The 13,991-nt window shown below is 65.5% G+C and carries 16 protein-coding genes; 12 read left to right on the top strand and 4 right to left on the bottom strand.

All coding sequences use genetic code 11. The features are described from left to right. Window positions 1-13: 13 nt before the first annotated feature. Genes minC through minE form a run of 3 tightly spaced genes read left to right on the top strand, consistent with a single transcriptional unit; the run spans window position 14 to window position 1,921 of the window. Window positions 14-796, top strand: coding sequence for a septum site-determining protein MinC (minC, locus tag GM672_RS01610; RefSeq protein ID WP_155468777.1), 783 nt, complete (start codon window positions 14-16; stop codon window positions 794-796). A 57-nt stretch (window positions 797-853) separates the two neighbouring features. Beyond that, the gene (minD, locus tag GM672_RS01605; RefSeq protein ID WP_170299887.1) at window positions 854-1,669 is read left to right on the top strand and encodes a septum site-determining protein MinD; all 816 of its coding nucleotides are present in this window, start codon (window positions 854-856) and stop codon (window positions 1,667-1,669) included. Then, window positions 1,670-1,921 carry a cell division topological specificity factor MinE gene (minE, locus tag GM672_RS01600; protein WP_107140067.1) on the top strand — a complete coding sequence of 84 codons (252 nt, stop codon included), beginning with the start codon at window positions 1,670-1,672 and terminating at the stop codon, window positions 1,919-1,921. It begins immediately after the preceding gene. A gap of 65 nt (window positions 1,922-1,986) precedes the next feature. Here the strand turns inward: minE and GM672_RS01595 are convergent, their stop codons facing one another. Then, a complete protein-coding gene (locus tag GM672_RS01595) occupies window positions 1,987-2,430 on the bottom strand; it encodes a hypothetical protein (protein ID WP_229427737.1) in 444 nt (147 codons plus the stop codon). A gap of 261 nt (window positions 2,431-2,691) precedes the next feature. Between GM672_RS01595 and GM672_RS01590 the strand changes: the two genes are divergently transcribed. From GM672_RS01590 to GM672_RS01560, 7 genes are all read left to right on the top strand, one after another. Next, window positions 2,692-3,381 carry a response regulator transcription factor gene (locus GM672_RS01590; RefSeq protein WP_155468776.1) on the top strand — a complete coding sequence of 230 codons (690 nt, stop codon included), beginning with the start codon at window positions 2,692-2,694 and terminating at the stop codon, window positions 3,379-3,381. A gap of 134 nt (window positions 3,382-3,515) precedes the next feature. Further along, entirely contained in the window at window positions 3,516-4,790 is a 1,275-nt protein-coding gene (gene hemA, locus GM672_RS01585) for a glutamyl-tRNA reductase (protein WP_155468775.1), read from the top strand. A gap of 90 nt (window positions 4,791-4,880) precedes the next feature. Beyond that, window positions 4,881-5,957, top strand: a complete 1,077-nt coding sequence (gene prfA / locus GM672_RS01580; protein ID WP_155468774.1) for a peptide chain release factor 1 — start codon at window positions 4,881-4,883, stop codon at window positions 5,955-5,957. 321 nt (window positions 5,958-6,278) lie between these two features. Further along, window positions 6,279-6,764 (top strand): disulfide bond formation protein B, encoded by a 486-nt coding sequence (locus tag GM672_RS01575; RefSeq protein WP_155468773.1) that lies wholly within the window; start codon window positions 6,279-6,281, stop codon window positions 6,762-6,764. Then, window positions 6,761-7,594 carry a peptide chain release factor N(5)-glutamine methyltransferase gene (prmC, locus tag GM672_RS01570; RefSeq protein ID WP_155468772.1) on the top strand — a complete coding sequence of 278 codons (834 nt, stop codon included), beginning with the start codon at window positions 6,761-6,763 and terminating at the stop codon, window positions 7,592-7,594. The genes GM672_RS01575 and prmC overlap by 4 nt, the downstream gene beginning before the upstream one ends. A 171-nt stretch (window positions 7,595-7,765) precedes the next feature. Beyond that, window positions 7,766-9,364 (top strand): glutamate--cysteine ligase, encoded by a 1,599-nt coding sequence (gene gshA / locus GM672_RS01565; RefSeq protein ID WP_155468771.1) that lies wholly within the window; start codon window positions 7,766-7,768, stop codon window positions 9,362-9,364. Window positions 9,365-9,376: 12 nt separating this feature from the next. Then, window positions 9,377-10,423 carry a histone deacetylase family protein gene (locus GM672_RS01560; RefSeq protein ID WP_170299886.1) on the top strand — a complete coding sequence of 349 codons (1,047 nt, stop codon included), beginning with the start codon at window positions 9,377-9,379 and terminating at the stop codon, window positions 10,421-10,423. Between the two features lie 3 nt (window positions 10,424-10,426). Here GM672_RS01560 and GM672_RS01555 read toward each other — a convergent pair whose 3' ends face one another. The 3 genes from GM672_RS01555 to GM672_RS01545 are packed head-to-tail and all read right to left on the bottom strand — an operon-like array spanning window position 10,427 to window position 12,713. Further along, window positions 10,427-10,792, bottom strand: a complete 366-nt coding sequence (locus tag GM672_RS01555) for a DUF3325 domain-containing protein (RefSeq protein WP_155468770.1) — start codon at window positions 10,790-10,792, stop codon at window positions 10,427-10,429. After that, entirely contained in the window at window positions 10,789-12,405 is a 1,617-nt protein-coding gene (locus tag GM672_RS01550) for a PepSY-associated TM helix domain-containing protein (protein WP_155468769.1), read from the bottom strand. Before GM672_RS01550 ends, GM672_RS01555 begins: the two co-directional genes overlap by 4 nt. Continuing rightward, complete coding sequence (locus tag GM672_RS01545; protein WP_155468768.1) at window positions 12,402-12,713, bottom strand: iron transporter; 312 nt, start codon at window positions 12,711-12,713, stop codon at window positions 12,402-12,404. The genes GM672_RS01550 and GM672_RS01545 overlap by 4 nt, the downstream gene beginning before the upstream one ends. Window positions 12,714-12,969: 256 nt before the next feature. Between GM672_RS01545 and GM672_RS01540 the strand changes: the two genes are divergently transcribed. Further along, window positions 12,970-13,395: an organic hydroperoxide resistance protein gene (locus tag GM672_RS01540; protein ID WP_155468767.1), complete on the top strand. Its 426-nt coding sequence runs from the start codon at window positions 12,970-12,972 to the stop codon at window positions 13,393-13,395. Window positions 13,396-13,451: 56 nt separating this feature from the next. Further along, window positions 13,452-13,904: a GNAT family N-acetyltransferase gene (locus GM672_RS01535; protein WP_155468766.1), complete on the top strand. Its 453-nt coding sequence runs from the start codon at window positions 13,452-13,454 to the stop codon at window positions 13,902-13,904. The last annotated feature ends 87 nt before the right edge of the window (window positions 13,905-13,991 follow it).

Genomic DNA, 13,991 nt, shown 5'->3' with positions numbered 1-13,991 from the left:
ACTTACTCTCGTCATGTCAAAAAGCCCGTTTCAAAAGCCCATCGAAATCAAGATTTCCACCGTCGTCGCCGTGTCAGCGATCCTGCACACGTCCGACGGCATCGCCCTCGATGCCGCATTGAAGGGCATGACGGGGGGCGTCTCCGACTTTTTCGAGGGTGACCTGGCCGTCATCGACGTGGGCGACCTGGCCCCGGGCAGCGAACGGATCGACTGGTCCGGCACCATTGCCCTGCTGAAGAAGTACCGCCTCAATCCCGTCGCGGTGCGCAATGCCCGCCCGGACATGGTCGACGAGATCGTCGCCCACGGCCTGTCGCTGGACACGGGCAAGCGCGACGAAACGGCAGCAGCTCCGGCCCCAGCCCCTGTCGTGGCACCCGCGCCAGTGGCCGAGCCGGTCCAGGCCGCCCCTGCACTGATTCCCGGCGCCAACGGCGGCGCCAGCGCGGCCACCGTCATCATCGACACGCCCGTGCGCGCCGGCCAGCGCATCTATGCCCGTGGCGGCGACCTGATCGTGATGGCCGTCGTCAACAACGGCGCCGAGATCATTGCCGACGGCAGTATCCACGTTTACAACACCCTCAACGGCCGCGCACTGGCGGGCGCCTCGGGCGATGCCAGCGCCCGCATCTTCGCTCTGTCGATGTCGCCAGAACTGGTGTCGATCGCGGGTGTTTACCGGACGTTCGAGGATGGTTTCCCCGCCGACCAGGCGCGCCAGCCGGCACAAATCAGGCTCAACGGTGACAAACTGGATATACAATCCGTTAATTCGACAACGCGCGCCTGACGATTTCGGTGGCATCAGCAGCGCCCCGGCAGCGCGGCTTACTCTAAAGGATTATTTGTGGCAAGAATTATTGTTGTAACGTCCGGCAAGGGCGGTGTCGGCAAGACGACGTCCAGCGCCAGCTTCTCGACCGGCCTCGCCATGCGCGGCCACAAGACCGTTGTCATCGATTTCGACGTCGGCCTGCGTAACCTGGACCTGATCATGGGTTGCGAACGCCGCGTCGTGTACGACCTGATCAATGTGATCAACAAGGAAGCGTCGCTGAACCAGGCCCTGATCAAGGACAAGCACTGCGACAACCTGTTCATCCTGCCCGCCTCGCAAACGCGCGACAAGGATGCCCTGTCCGAAGACGGCGTGGAAGCCGTGCTGGCCGACCTGATCGCCATGGGCTTCGAATTCATCATCTGCGATTCGCCCGCCGGTATCGAACACGGCGCCCTGATGGCGCTGACCTTTGCCGACGAGGCACTGATCGTGACGAATCCCGAAGTGTCGTCCGTGCGCGATTCGGACCGCATCCTCGGCATCATCCAGGCCAAGTCGCGCCGCGCCCAGTCCGGCGGCGAACCGGTCAAGGAACACCTGCTGATTACCCGTTACTCGCCGAAGCGCGTGGAAAACGGCGAAATGCTCAGTTATACGGACGTGCAGGAAATCCTGCGCATTCCCCTGATGGGCATCATTCCGGAATCGGAACAAGTCCTGCACGCGTCGAACCAGGGCAATCCGGCCATCCATTTCAAGGGAACGGATGTGGCGGAAGCCTATGAAGACGTGGTTGCCCGCTTCCTGGGCGAACAACGCCCCCTGCGTTTCACGGATTATGAAAAGCCGGGTCTTCTGAAGCGCCTCTTTGGAGCAAAATAAATGGCCCTGCTATCTTTTCTGTTCCAGAGCAAGCCGAAAACGGCCACTGCAGCCAAGGAACGCCTGCAGATCATTATCGCCCGCGAACGCAACGGCCGCACCGGCCCGGATTTCCTGCCGGCGCTGCACAAGGAGCTGATCGAAGTCATTTCCAAGTACACGAAAGTGAACGCGGACGACATCAAGATTTCGCTCGACCGCCAGGGCAACCTGGAAGTGCTGGACGTCAACGTCGTCCTGCCGGACGCGTAAGCGCCTACTGTCGAGTTCGTGTCCAGGTCGGGGTCAGACCCCGACATGGACACAAGCTCAGCCGCTTATTTATCCTCCTTCGCCGTCAGCAACTCCTGCGCCACCCTGGCGCAGGCTTCCACATGCTGGTAGCCGATCTGCCGGAACGCAAAGAAGCCGATCGCGGCCGACGTGACCTGGCCGGCCAGCGGCACGAACTTCGACGCCTGCCTGGCCACGATCTTCTTGCCGGTGCGCTGCAGCAGCTTGACCACCATGTCGCGCGTGACGAGGCGCCCCACCAGCGCGCCGCCGACACTGACGGCGGCCTGGTAGGCAATCAGTTTATATTTCGGCTGTAACTTCTCCACCTGCTCCGGCGTCAGCCCGAATTCACGGTTGACATCGTCGATCAGCTGCGTGAACAGTTTTAGATCGGACACGATATCGATGCCGGGAATCGGCACCGCCGACACGCCGGCCGACACGACGGCACGGCGGCGCACCATGCGGCGGCAACGTTCCCGCACGGCCAATATATCCCCGGGCGACGCCGGCAGTAATTCCCATCCGCTCTCCACGTGAATATCTCCCCTTCAACGGCGGCCATCGTGGCCAAATGGTTTATTGAAATACATTGTTTTTGAGTGTACCGTGTATTCGCCGGCCGGGTTCGCACGTCCCTGTCATGGTTCCTATTGGAAATAATTAGTATGTTTAGTAACTATTTTTGTCAATACCTGTTATATTCCTGACACTTGCTCCCTCCATCTGTTTCAACCTGTCGATAAATGAAGATCGTCGTCCTTGATAATGAGCGCAGCCAGTCCGACCTGATTTGCCAGGTGCTGACATCGGCAGGCCATGTCTGCCATGGCTTCCAGACCGGCAAAGACTTGCTGGGCCAACTCCGCAAGGAAGATTACGACATGCTGATCTTCGATTGGCAGGTGAACGATATGGAGGGCGCGGACCTGATGCGCAAGGCCCGCGAAAAACTCAATGAAAACGCCCCCGTGCTGTTCATGACGACAAGCTCCGGCGAGGACGATATCGTGGCCGGGCTCGATGCGGGCGCCGAGGACTACATGATCAAGCCCCTGCGTCGCAGCGAAATGGTAGCGCGGGTGCAAGCCCTTCTGCGCCGGGCCTTCCCCACGCAGAACGGTGCCGAGCAGTTGCAGTTCGGCCAGTACGTGTTCGAAACCCGCCCGGGGCGTCTGTTAATGGACGGCAATGTGCTGGACGTCACGCACAAGGAGTTCTACCTGGCGCTGCTGTTCTTCCGCAATATTGGCCGCCCCCTGTCGCGTGCCTACATCCATGAAGCCGTGTGGATACGGGAAACGGACGTACCGTCGCGCACGATGGACACCCATGTGTCCCGCGTACGCAACAAATTGCAGCTGAAGCCCGAGAACGGTTTCCGCCTCGTGCCCGTCTACAGTTACGGCTACCGGCTGGAAAAGCTGGGCAATTAAGGCGGCAGGCAGCATCAGGCGGCCCGCAGCCGCCAGCTGGGACATTTTGTCCTCTCTTGCATACCGGAATGGGTGAAAGTCGGCGCCCGTACATCGCGCTATAATGTTCGCCTACGTCCTTGATTTTACTGGTAATGCAACTTCTCGCCGTCGGCCTCAACCACACTACAGCACCGGTCGCCCTGCGCGAACGGCTGGCGTTCGCGCCGGATCAGCTGGGTGCGGCCGTCACGGCGGCGCGCAACTGGTTCCTGCGCCTTGATTCGCGCGGCAGCGATGAAGCAGCCATCCTGTCCACCTGCAACCGCACGGAACTGTATGCGGCCAGCACGGTGGCCAATCCGCTCGACGCGGGCGCCCATTTCCTGGCCGACTTCCACAAGCTGAACTACGGCGAACTACGTCCCCACCTGTACATGCTGCCCCAGCATGAAGCGGTGCGGCACACCTTCCGCGTCGCTTCCGGGCTCGATTCGATGGTGCTGGGCGAAACGCAGATCCTCGGCCAGATCAAGGACGCGATCCGCACGGCCGACGAAGTGGGCGGCCTGGGCACTTACCTGCACCAGCTGTTCCAGCGCAGTTTTTCCGTCGCCAAGGAAGTGCGCAGCACCACCGAGATCGGCGCCCACAGCGTGTCGATGGCGGCGGCGGCCGTGCGGCTGTCGCAGCGCATTTTCGACAAGGTCAGCCAGCAGAACGTGCTGTTCATCGGCGCCGGCGAAATGATCGAGCTGTGCGCCACGCACTTCGCGGCGCAGACGCCGAAATCGATCACGGTTGCCAACCGCACCCTGGAACGGGGCGAGGCGCTGGCGCACCGCTTCAACGGCAAGGCCATGCGGCTGGCCGACCTGCAGCACCAGCTGCACCAATATGACATCCTGATTTCGTCGACGGCCTCGTCCCTGCCGCTGATCGGCCTGGGAATGGTCGAGCGCGCCATCAAGGCACGCCGCCACAAGCCCATGTTCATGGTCGACCTGGCCGTGCCGCGCGATATCGAACCGGAAGTGGCGCGGCTGAACGACGTGTTCCTGTACACGGTGGACGACCTGGCCGGCGTCGTGCAGACGGGCCTGGAAAACCGCCAGGCCGCCGTGGCCCAGGCCGAAGCCATCATCGAAACGCGGGTGCAGTCCTTCATGCACTGGGTCGACGACCGGGCCGTCGTGCCCGTCATCCAGGGCCTGCAGGAAAACGGCGAAGCCATCCGCATGGCCGAGCTGGAACGGGCCCGCAAGCTGCTGGCCCGGGGCGAGGATGTCGAGGCCGTGCTGGAAGCGCTGTCGAAAGGTCTGACGGCCAAGTTCATGCACGGCCCGCAACAGGCCCTGCACCGGGCCCAGGGCAATGAGCGGGCCCAGCTGGCCGAGCTGCTGCCCCAGCTGTTCCGCGGCCGCCGTTAGCGCCCCTTCCCCGCACCACCGCTGCAACACCGCCGCGCCCCGCGGCACTGCTGTCGCTCCCCGCTGTTACTTCTACTTGATCCGAAGATTATGAAACCATCAATGCTGGCCAAGCTGGACCAACTTGCCAACCGCCTCGTCGAGCTGGACGAACTCCTGATGTCCGAAGGCGCCACGTCGAATATGGACAGCTACCGCAAGATGACGCGCGAGCACAGCGAGCTGGGCCCGCTGGTGGCCCTGTACAAGGATTACCAGGGCGTGCTGGGCGATATCGCCGAGGCCCAGGACATGCTGGCCGACCCGGACATGAAGGACTTTGCCCAGGACGAGATCGAAGCCGGCAAGGCGCGCCTGGCCGCGCTGGAACTGGACCTGCAGAAGATGCTGCTGCCGAAAGACGCCAACGACGAGCGCAACATCTTCCTGGAAATCCGCGCCGGCACGGGCGGTGACGAGTCGGCCCTGTTCGCCGGCGACCTGCTGCGCATGTACACCCGTTTCGCCGAGCGCAACCGCTGGCAGGTGGAAATCGTCAGCGCTTCCGAAAGCGACCTGGGCGGCTATCGCGAAGTCATCGCCCGCCTGGTCGGCAACGGCGCCTACTCGAAGCTGAAATTCGAATCGGGCGGCCACCGCGTGCAGCGCGTGCCGGCCACGGAAACGCAAGGCCGCATCCACACGTCGGCCTGCACGGTGGCCGTGATGCCGGAAGCGGACGAAGTGGAAGACGTCCACATCAACCCGGCCGACCTGCGCATCGACACCTACCGCGCCTCGGGCGCGGGTGGCCAGCACATCAACAAGACCGACTCGGCCGTGCGCATCACCCACCTGCCCAGCGGTATCGTCGTCGAATGCCAGGACGACCGTTCGCAGCACAAGAACAAGGCCTCGGCCATGAAGGTGCTGGCCGCGCGCATCAAGGACGTGCAGCTGCGCGAACAGCAGTCGAAGGAAGCGGCCACGCGCAAGAGCCTGATCGGCAGCGGCGACCGCAGCGAACGCATCCGCACCTACAACTTCCCCCAAGGCCGCATGACGGACCACCGCATCAACCTGACCCTGTACAAGCTGGACATGATCATGGACGGCGACCTGACGGAACTGACCAACGCCCTGTCCGCCGAACACCAGGCCGAACAGCTCGCCGCACTGGGCGACTAAGACATCGCCACTGCCGAGCCCGTGTCCACCGTGGGGTCAGACCCCGACATGGACACAGGCACAGCCATAAGCAGTGGTTGAGCTCGTGTCTGTGTCAGGGTCTGGAAGGAGACATGGCTGGCAAGCCATGTCCGCTGCGTCGGCGCGGAGCAGTGCTCCGCGAAACCCCAACTACGCCCCCAAGGTGGCCACAAGCTCAGCCATTATTTTTGTCAGCGGACACAAGCTCAGCGCTTGTCATTGGCGTTAAGCCGCGACTAAGTCCGCCGCCGTGCCGCTTTGTGCGAGAATTGGCGCGTCCTTGACCATTCACCAATATTGATGACGATGAACTCGCGCACCATTCTTTTGTCGACCGCTGCCGTCTGCCTGCTGCTGATCGGCGCGGCGCTGTATCTGCAGCATGTGAAAGACCTGCTGCCCTGCCCCCTGTGCGTGATCCAGCGCTACCTGTTCCTGGCCGTCGCCATCGGCTGCCTGGTCGGCGCCTTCGGCCGCAAGCCCAAGCTGGGTGCCGGCATCGGCCTGGCGGCGGCGGTGGGCGGGCTGGGCGTCGTCGGCAAGCACCTGTATGTGCTGGCCAACCCCGGCTTCTCCTGCGGCATCGACCCGATGGAAACCATGCTGAACAAGATCCCCACGGCGACGTACATGCCGTGGCTGTTCCAGGCTGACGGCCTGTGCGAGAACGCCACCGACGGCCTGCTGGGCCTGTCGATCCCCCAGTGGTCGGCCGTCTGGTTCGTCATCCTCACGGGCGTGATGATCTGGGTGCTGGTGCGCAATCCCGAACCGCGCCGCGCATGAGCCAGGCCGCGCTTCCCGGCGCGACGGTGGCGTCGCTGCAGCGCCAGTCGCTGCTCGACCCGGTCGACAACCGCATCCTGCTGTGCCACGCGCTGGGTTTGTCGCGCATGGGGCTGATCACGCAGTCCGAGCGCACGCTGACGGAGGATGAAGCGGCCCGCCTGTCCGCGTTGATCGCGCGCCGCCTGGCCGGCGAACCGGTCGCGTACCTCATCGGCCGGCGCGAATTCTACGGCCTCGATTTTGCCGTCGATGCCAATGTGCTGATCCCCCGCCCGGAAACGGAACTGCTGGTGGAGCTGGCGCTGGAACGCCTGCCGCCACGCGGCCGCGTGCTGGACATGGGCACCGGCAGCGGCGCCATCGCCGTGGCGCTGGCCCATACGCGGCCCGACGCCGCCGTCACGGCCCTCGATGTCAGTGCCGGGGCGCTGGCCGTGGCGGGGCGCAATGCCGCCAGCAACGGCGCCACCGTGCGCTTGCTGCAAAGCGACTGGTTCGGTGCCCTGCAAGACGACATCTTCGACCTGATCGTCTCCAACCCGCCCTATATCGCCAGCGGCGACCGCCACCTGTCCGAAGGCGATCTGCGCTTCGAGCCGGCCGGCGCCTTGACGGACCATGCGGACGGCCTGTCCGCGCTGCGCCGCATCGTCGGCGGCGCGCCCGCCCACCTGGTGCCGGGCGGCTGGCTGCTGATGGAGCACGGCTACGACCAGTCCGACGCGGTGCAGGCGCTGCTGACGGCGGGCGGCTGGCAGGACGTGCAAAGCTGGCACGATCTCGCTGGCATCGCCCGCGTCACGGGCGGGCGCGCCGCCCTGCGTTAGCCAACGCCCCGACCGGCCAAATTCGCCTTTGTTAGAATCCATGGACGGCCACGCCGATGGCCGGCGCTGCTCCTTTTTTGCGCAAACTGGGGGCGACGACGCGCATTCCTCCGATTTCGGTTACGCTCCCAACAATATTTGGTTAAAGATGCACAAGAAAGGAATAGCAAATTGTCCAGTCTATTGACGCGCCGCCTGGCACTGCTGGCCAGTGAACCGCACCGCGAGGTGCTCCGGGGCGGCTTGCGCGGCATCGAGCGGGAGACCCTGCGGGTCCGGCCGACCGGCGACCTGGCGCACACGCCCCACCCGGCTGGCTGGGGTTCCGCACTGACGCATCCCGAGATCACGACCGACTACGCCGAGACCCTGGCCGAGTTCATCACGCCGGCCGAGGCGGACATCGCCACCACCCTGGAAAAGCTGGACGGTATCCACCGCTTCGCCTACAGCAAGCTGGATGACGAACTGCTGTGGAGCCAGTCGATGCCGTGCCACCTGCCGGCCGAGGAAGACATCGAGATCGCCTGGTACGGCAAGTCGAACATGGGCATGCTCAAGCACGTGTACCGGCGCGGCCTGGCCCTGCGCTATGGCAAGGCGATGCAGTGCATCGCCGGCATCCACTATAACTACTCGCTGGACGAGCGCCTGTGGCGCATCCTGGCCGAACACGAGCCGGCCACCGACCGCCTGCTCTCGCCCACGGCCTATCAGTCCGAAGCCTACCTGGCCACGATCCGCAACTTCCGCCGCCACAGCTGGCTGCTGATGTACCTGTTCGGCGCCTCGCCGGCCCTGAACAGCAGCTTCCTGCGCGGCCGGCCGCACAAGCTGGAGAAGCTGTCCGACGATACCTTGTACCTGCCGTATGCGACCAGCCTGCGCATGAGCGACCTGGGTTACCAGAACGACGCGCAATCGGGCCTGCGCCCGCACGAGAACAGCCTGGATAACTATGTCGCCACGCTGACGCGCGCCGTCAACCAGCCGTACGAGCCGTACCAGAAGATCGGCACGAAAAACGCGGCCGGGGAGTGGCAGCAACTGTCCACCAACGTGATCCAGATCGAGAACGAGTACTACTCGACGATCCGGCCCAAGCGCGTGATCCGCACCGGCGAGCGTCCGATCCAGGCCCTGTGCAGCCGCGGCGTGCAGTACATCGAAGTGCGCTGCATGGACGTCGACCCGTTCGAACCGGTCGGCATCAGCGAACAGGCCGGCCGCTTCCTCGACGCCTTCCTGCTGTTCTGCGCCCTGGAGGAAAGCCCCGCCATCACGGAACGATGCGGCGAAGTCCTGGCGAGCAATTTCGCCCGCACCGTCAAGGAAGGCCGCCGTCCGGGCCTGACCCTGACGCGCGACGGCAGCGAAGTGAGCCTGCAGGACTGGGGCCGCGACCTGCTCGAACGCATCCGCCCGGCCGCCGACCTGCTCGACTCGCTGCGCGGCGACAATGTGCACGCCGCCTCGCTGGCGGTGCAGGCGGAAAAGCTGGCGGACCCGGAGCGCACGCCGTCGGCCGCCGTCATGCGCGAGCTCCTGGCCAACGGCAAATCGTTTGCCGACTTCGGCCTGCGCCAGAGCGAACGGCACGCGGCCTACTTCCGCAGCCACCCGCCCACGCCCGAACAGGCCGCGTATTTCGACGCGCTGGCAAAGCAGTCGCTGGCCGAACAGGCCGCGCTGGAAGCGGCGCCGCAAGCGAACTTCGACGATTACGTGGCGGCCTACCGCAACAGCAATCTGTGTCACGACCATCCGTGACGCGGGGCGCGCGTGCTCACCTTCTATAACGAGCAGCACGCCCAGCATCGGGCCCGGCACGAGCCCATGGGGGGCACGGCAATGCCGCCGCGCGACGGGCCGGACCGCATCGAGACCGTGCTGGCCGAGTTGGGCCGGCGTGGCCTGGGCCGCATCGTCACGCCGCACGGCGTGCCGCTGATGTCGCTCGAGCGCGTGCACCACCCGCGCTACCTGCATTTCCTGCGCACGGCATGGGGCGAATGGCTGGCGCAGGCGCCGGCCAATGCCACGCGCGACGCCTTCGCTTCGCACTTCCCCGTGCGCGGCATGCGCGCCGATATCGAACCGGACGACTTCGGCGCGCGCCTGGGCCTGTACTCGATCGATACCGTCACGCCGCTGACAGCCGGCACGTGGACGGCCGCGAAGACGGGCGCCGACTGTGCCGTCAACGCGGCGCATGCGCTGCGCGTGGGCGAACGCAGCACCTTCGCGCTGACACGCCCGCCCGGCCACCACGCCGGCCCCGATTACTTCGGCGGCGGCTGCTACCTGAACAACGCCGCGCTGGCGGCCCAGCACCTGCTGGACGACGGCCTGCAACGCGTGGCCATCCTCGACCTGGATTACCACCACGGCAGCGGCACCCAGGCCATCTTCTACGAACGCGCCGACGTGCTGTGCCTGTCGATCCACGCCGAACCGCGCAGCGCCTATCCCTTCTACTGCGGCCATGCCGACGAGACGGGCGGCGGCGTGGGCGTGGGCTACAACGCCAACCTGGTGCTGCCGGCCGGCGCGCCGAATCCGCAGGCCTGGTTCACGGCGCTGGAGACGGCCTGCGTGCGCCTGTCGATGTACCGGCCCGATGCCCTCGTCATCGCGCTGGGCGCCAACACCTTTCACGGCGAAGCCCACGGCGGCTTCGGCCTGCAGGGCGGCGACTACCTGCGCCTGGGCGAGCGCCTGGCCTGGCTGAACCTGCCGGCCTGCTTCGTGCTCGAAGGCGGCAGCCCCCTGCGCGAGCTGGGCACCAATATCGTCAATGTGCTGGAAGGCTTCGAGACGGCGCTGTAGTCGTCACGCACCGGCCAGCATGGCCAGCGCCGCCAGCAGCGCAACGGCGCCCATGGCCTTGGCCAGCGGCGGCAGGCGGTGCGGCAGATACGTCAACGTCAGCACCACCGTCAACGCCGCCGCCGTCATCATGCCGGCCCACGCCACCCAGCCCTGCGCGCTGCCGCGCAGCGCCACGCACGCCAGCAAGGACACCAGCAAGCCTGCGGCGCCGGCGCATTGCAGCCGGCGGCGCCACGCGCCCGGATCGGTACCGCGCCCGTGCAGGGCTTCCCAATGGCGGTCGATGCCCAGGCTCAGCGACGCGAACCCGGCGATCGCCGCCGCCAGCGCCGTCACGGCCGCCATCGTCTCGTGCAGGGCGCTCATGCCGCCTCCGCCGCCAGCGGTTTGTGCGCCGGCTTTTTCAGCAACGCCGGCTTTTGCAGCCGCCACGCGGCGAACAGCAAGGCGCCGCCCAGCGCCAGCGTGACCAGGTCGAAGCCGGCCACGGGCCACAGGCCGTGGGCGATGCTGGTGACGAGGTGGGCGCCGCCGGTGGCGCCGTTCAGCACGGGCAGCAGCGCGAACAGCACCCCGCCTGCGGCCAGCATGGCCTGCCACATGCGGCGCGTCGGCCGCGCCAGCGCGACCAGGGCCGTGACGCCCCACGCGATGAAGAACCAGCGGATCTCCGCTTCGGGGCGCTGCGCCATCGCGGCCGGCAGCAGCCGGTTGGCCCAGAAATAGCACGCCATCGCCACCGGCAGGCCGGCGATGGCCGCCACGTTCAGGCCGTCCACCAGGCGCAGGCCGATATGGCGGCCGCCCTGCGCCAGCCGCTTGGCATGCTTCTGCCGTTCCTTCACGGCCCACAGCAGCAGGCCCGTGGCCACCATCGCACAGCCGGCCAGGCCGGACAGGAAGAACAGGCCGCGCAGCAGCGGGTTCGAGAAGCGGGCGATATGCAGGCCATACAGCACGCTGCGCGTCGTCGCCGCCGCGCCCGTGTGCTGGGTACTGGACAGCGTGCGGCCGCTGGTGCCGTCGAACAGCATGTCCGGCTGGTCGTAGCCGATGGTGCGGCCGGACTGGCGCGAGATCAGCACGGTGGCGTTGGCGTCGCCGGGAAAATTGACGGTAACGCGGCCGGCCGGCGCGCCGTCCCAGGCGGCACTGGCCTGTGCCAGCATCGGTGCCAGCGGCGCCAGGGGCGCGGCCTGCCCGGCCGGCTTCGCATCGGCCGGCAGCGCGTTGTTCAGGTCCGTGAAGAACTGGTCCTGGCTGGGATACAGCGCCTGCACGCCCCAGGGCATGTACAGGAACATCAACGTCACCAGGCCAGTGAAGGTGATCATCAGGTGATACGGCAGCGCCAGCACGGCCGTCACGTTATGCGCGTCGAGCCAGGAACGCTGGCCCTTGGCGGGGCGGAAGGTGAAGAAGTCCTTGAAGATGCGCTTGTGCGTGACGATGCCCGACAGGATCGCCACCAGCATGCACATGGCGGCGACGCCGACCATCCAGCGTGCCCAGATCGGCGACATGTAGTGCAGGTCGAAGTGCAGGCGGTAGAAGAAATCGCCGCCCCGCGTGGCGCGCGGTTTGCTCAGCTCCTCGCCCGTGGCGGGATCGAGTTCGGCGCTCTCGAAACGGCGCCGCCCTTTCGGCTTGGCGTCCTTGGACGCGCCGTCCCTGGCAACCGGCTTGGCCGGCACCCAGCTGGCCCGCACCGCCGGTTCGCGTTCGCTCGGCATCGTGATGAACCAGCGCTGTGCCGTGGCGGCGCGCCGCTCCAGCAGCACCTGCGCGTGGCCCAGCGCCACCGCCTGCGGTACCGGCGTGTGCGCCGCCTGGTGCAATTCGGGCTTCATCCACAAGGTGATCTCGTCGCGGAAGTAGGCCGCCGTGCCGGCCGAGAAGACCAGGAACAGCAGCCAGCCCACCAGCAGGCCCGACCAGGTATGCAGCCATGCCATCGACTGGCGAAAACCTTCCTTCATGCGGCACCTCCGTTCAACGACGCGTGCAGGGCCAGCCCCACTGCCGCCGGCAAGGCTGCCAGGGCCAGTCCCACCCACGCGCGGGCGGCGCTGCGCGCGGCAAAGCACCACATCACGGCGCAGGGATAGACGAGGAAGGCGATCATCGTGCCAGTCAGCGCCGCCTCCACCTTCGCCGACGGCAGCCAGGTGGCGATGGCCGCGGCCCACAAGGCAGCGACGCCGTAGCCGCCACCGATGGCCGCTACGGCCCGCACCAGCACGCCGCCGCGATAGGCCCAGCCGGGCGACTTCAAGGTGTTGGCCATGTCGGTACGGAAGGAAGGTGGAGGTTCATGCGGCGCCGTCGAATGTAAATGAGAACAATTCTCATTATAATTGGGGCAGCAACCGAAAGGGAAGCATCCATAAGTAACAGCTTGGGAAAAACCTGTTGAATAAAATCGCTTGCAATTGAATCGCGTGCTATGTATAGTGTGTTCATCGGCGGCGCAGACAGCACGCCAGAAGCAGCAAACGTAGTGCACGATTAAATCGAAAGTTAACCATTAGAAAGGATTTACCATGTCGATCCAACAAGTTCTGTACCGTGCCAATGCCAAATCCACCGGTGGCCGCGAAGGCCGTGCCGTGTCCGGCGACGGCGTGCTGGACGTGAAACTGACGACCCCGAAGGAACTGGGCGGCAATGGCGCCGAAGGCACCAATCCTGAACAGCTGTTCGCTGCCGGCTACTCGGCCTGCTTTATCGGCGCGATGAAGTTCGTGGGCGGCCGCGACAAGATCGCCGTTCCGGCGGACACGTCGATCGACGCCACCGTCGGCATCGGCCCCATCGAAACGGGCTTCGGCATCGAAGTGGAACTGAAGATCTCGCTGCCGGGCCTGGACCGTGAAACGGCCGAGAAACTGGTGCAGGCTGCCCACATCGTCTGCCCGTACTCGAACGCCACCCGCGGCAATATCGACGTCACCCTGACCGTCGTCTAAGCACCGGGACCACTGCGGGCCACTGCCTTACAATGGCGCTTTTACGTGAGGCGTACATGATCGAATGGCAGTGGCAGCATTTCAGCAGCATTTCCGGCAGCGATCTATATGAGGTCCTGCGCCAGCGCCAGGCGGTATTCGTGCTGGAGCAGACCTGTCTCTACCCGGACCTGGACGGCTACGATTTGGACGCCTGGCACCTGATGGCCTGGCGCACGACGGGCGGCGAACGCACCCTGGCCGCCTACCTGCGCTGCCTGGCGCCCGGCGCCAAGTACGACGAAATGTCCTTGGGCCGCATCCTGACCCCGGCCGCCTCGCGCGGCACCGGCATCGGCCGCGAACTGGTGGCCGAAGGCATCCGCCGCGCCGAAAGCCAACACCCCGGCCACCGCATCCGCATCGGCGCCCAGCAGCGCCTGGAAAAGTTCTATCAAAGCTTCGGCTTCGTCACCGTCACCGATCCCTACGACGAAGACGGCATCCTCCACATCGACATGCTCCGCTGACGTTGCCTTAAAAATGGGGACAGACCCCATTTTTTGAGCAATAAACCCGGAAGAAACCGGGGACAGTCCCCTGTTCTCGGGCAAGTT

The sequence above is a fragment of the Pseudoduganella buxea genome (assembly GCF_009720835.1).
Lineage (GTDB): Bacteria > Pseudomonadota > Gammaproteobacteria > Burkholderiales > Burkholderiaceae_D > Rugamonas > Rugamonas buxea.
The sequence above is the reverse complement of the archived record's forward strand: the minus strand, read 5'-3'. Positions and strand labels throughout refer to the sequence as shown.

Excerpts from the sequence above, each read along its gene's own strand:
- minC (WP_155468777.1), top strand. The coding sequence starts at position 14 with ATGTCAAAAAGCCCGTTTCAAAAGCCCATCGAAATCAAGATTTCCACC.
- minE (WP_107140067.1), top strand. The coding sequence starts at position 1,670 with ATGGCCCTGCTATCTTTTCTGTTCCAGAGCAAGCCGAAAACGGCCACT.
- GM672_RS01590 (WP_155468776.1), top strand. The coding sequence starts at position 2,692 with ATGAAGATCGTCGTCCTTGATAATGAGCGCAGCCAGTCCGACCTGATT.
- hemA (WP_155468775.1), top strand. The coding sequence starts at position 3,516 with ATGCAACTTCTCGCCGTCGGCCTCAACCACACTACAGCACCGGTCGCC.
- prfA (WP_155468774.1), top strand. The coding sequence starts at position 4,881 with ATGAAACCATCAATGCTGGCCAAGCTGGACCAACTTGCCAACCGCCTC.
- GM672_RS01575 (WP_155468773.1), top strand. The coding sequence starts at position 6,279 with ATGACGATGAACTCGCGCACCATTCTTTTGTCGACCGCTGCCGTCTGC.
- prmC (WP_155468772.1), top strand. The coding sequence starts at position 6,761 with ATGAGCCAGGCCGCGCTTCCCGGCGCGACGGTGGCGTCGCTGCAGCGC.
- GM672_RS01555 (WP_155468770.1), bottom strand. The coding sequence starts at position 10,792 with ATGAGCGCCCTGCACGAGACGATGGCGGCCGTGACGGCGCTGGCGGCG.
- GM672_RS01550 (WP_155468769.1), bottom strand. The coding sequence starts at position 12,405 with ATGAAGGAAGGTTTTCGCCAGTCGATGGCATGGCTGCATACCTGGTCG.
- GM672_RS01545 (WP_155468768.1), bottom strand. The coding sequence starts at position 12,713 with ATGGCCAACACCTTGAAGTCGCCCGGCTGGGCCTATCGCGGCGGCGTG.
- GM672_RS01540 (WP_155468767.1), top strand. The coding sequence starts at position 12,970 with ATGTCGATCCAACAAGTTCTGTACCGTGCCAATGCCAAATCCACCGGT.
- GM672_RS01535 (WP_155468766.1), top strand. The coding sequence starts at position 13,452 with ATGATCGAATGGCAGTGGCAGCATTTCAGCAGCATTTCCGGCAGCGAT.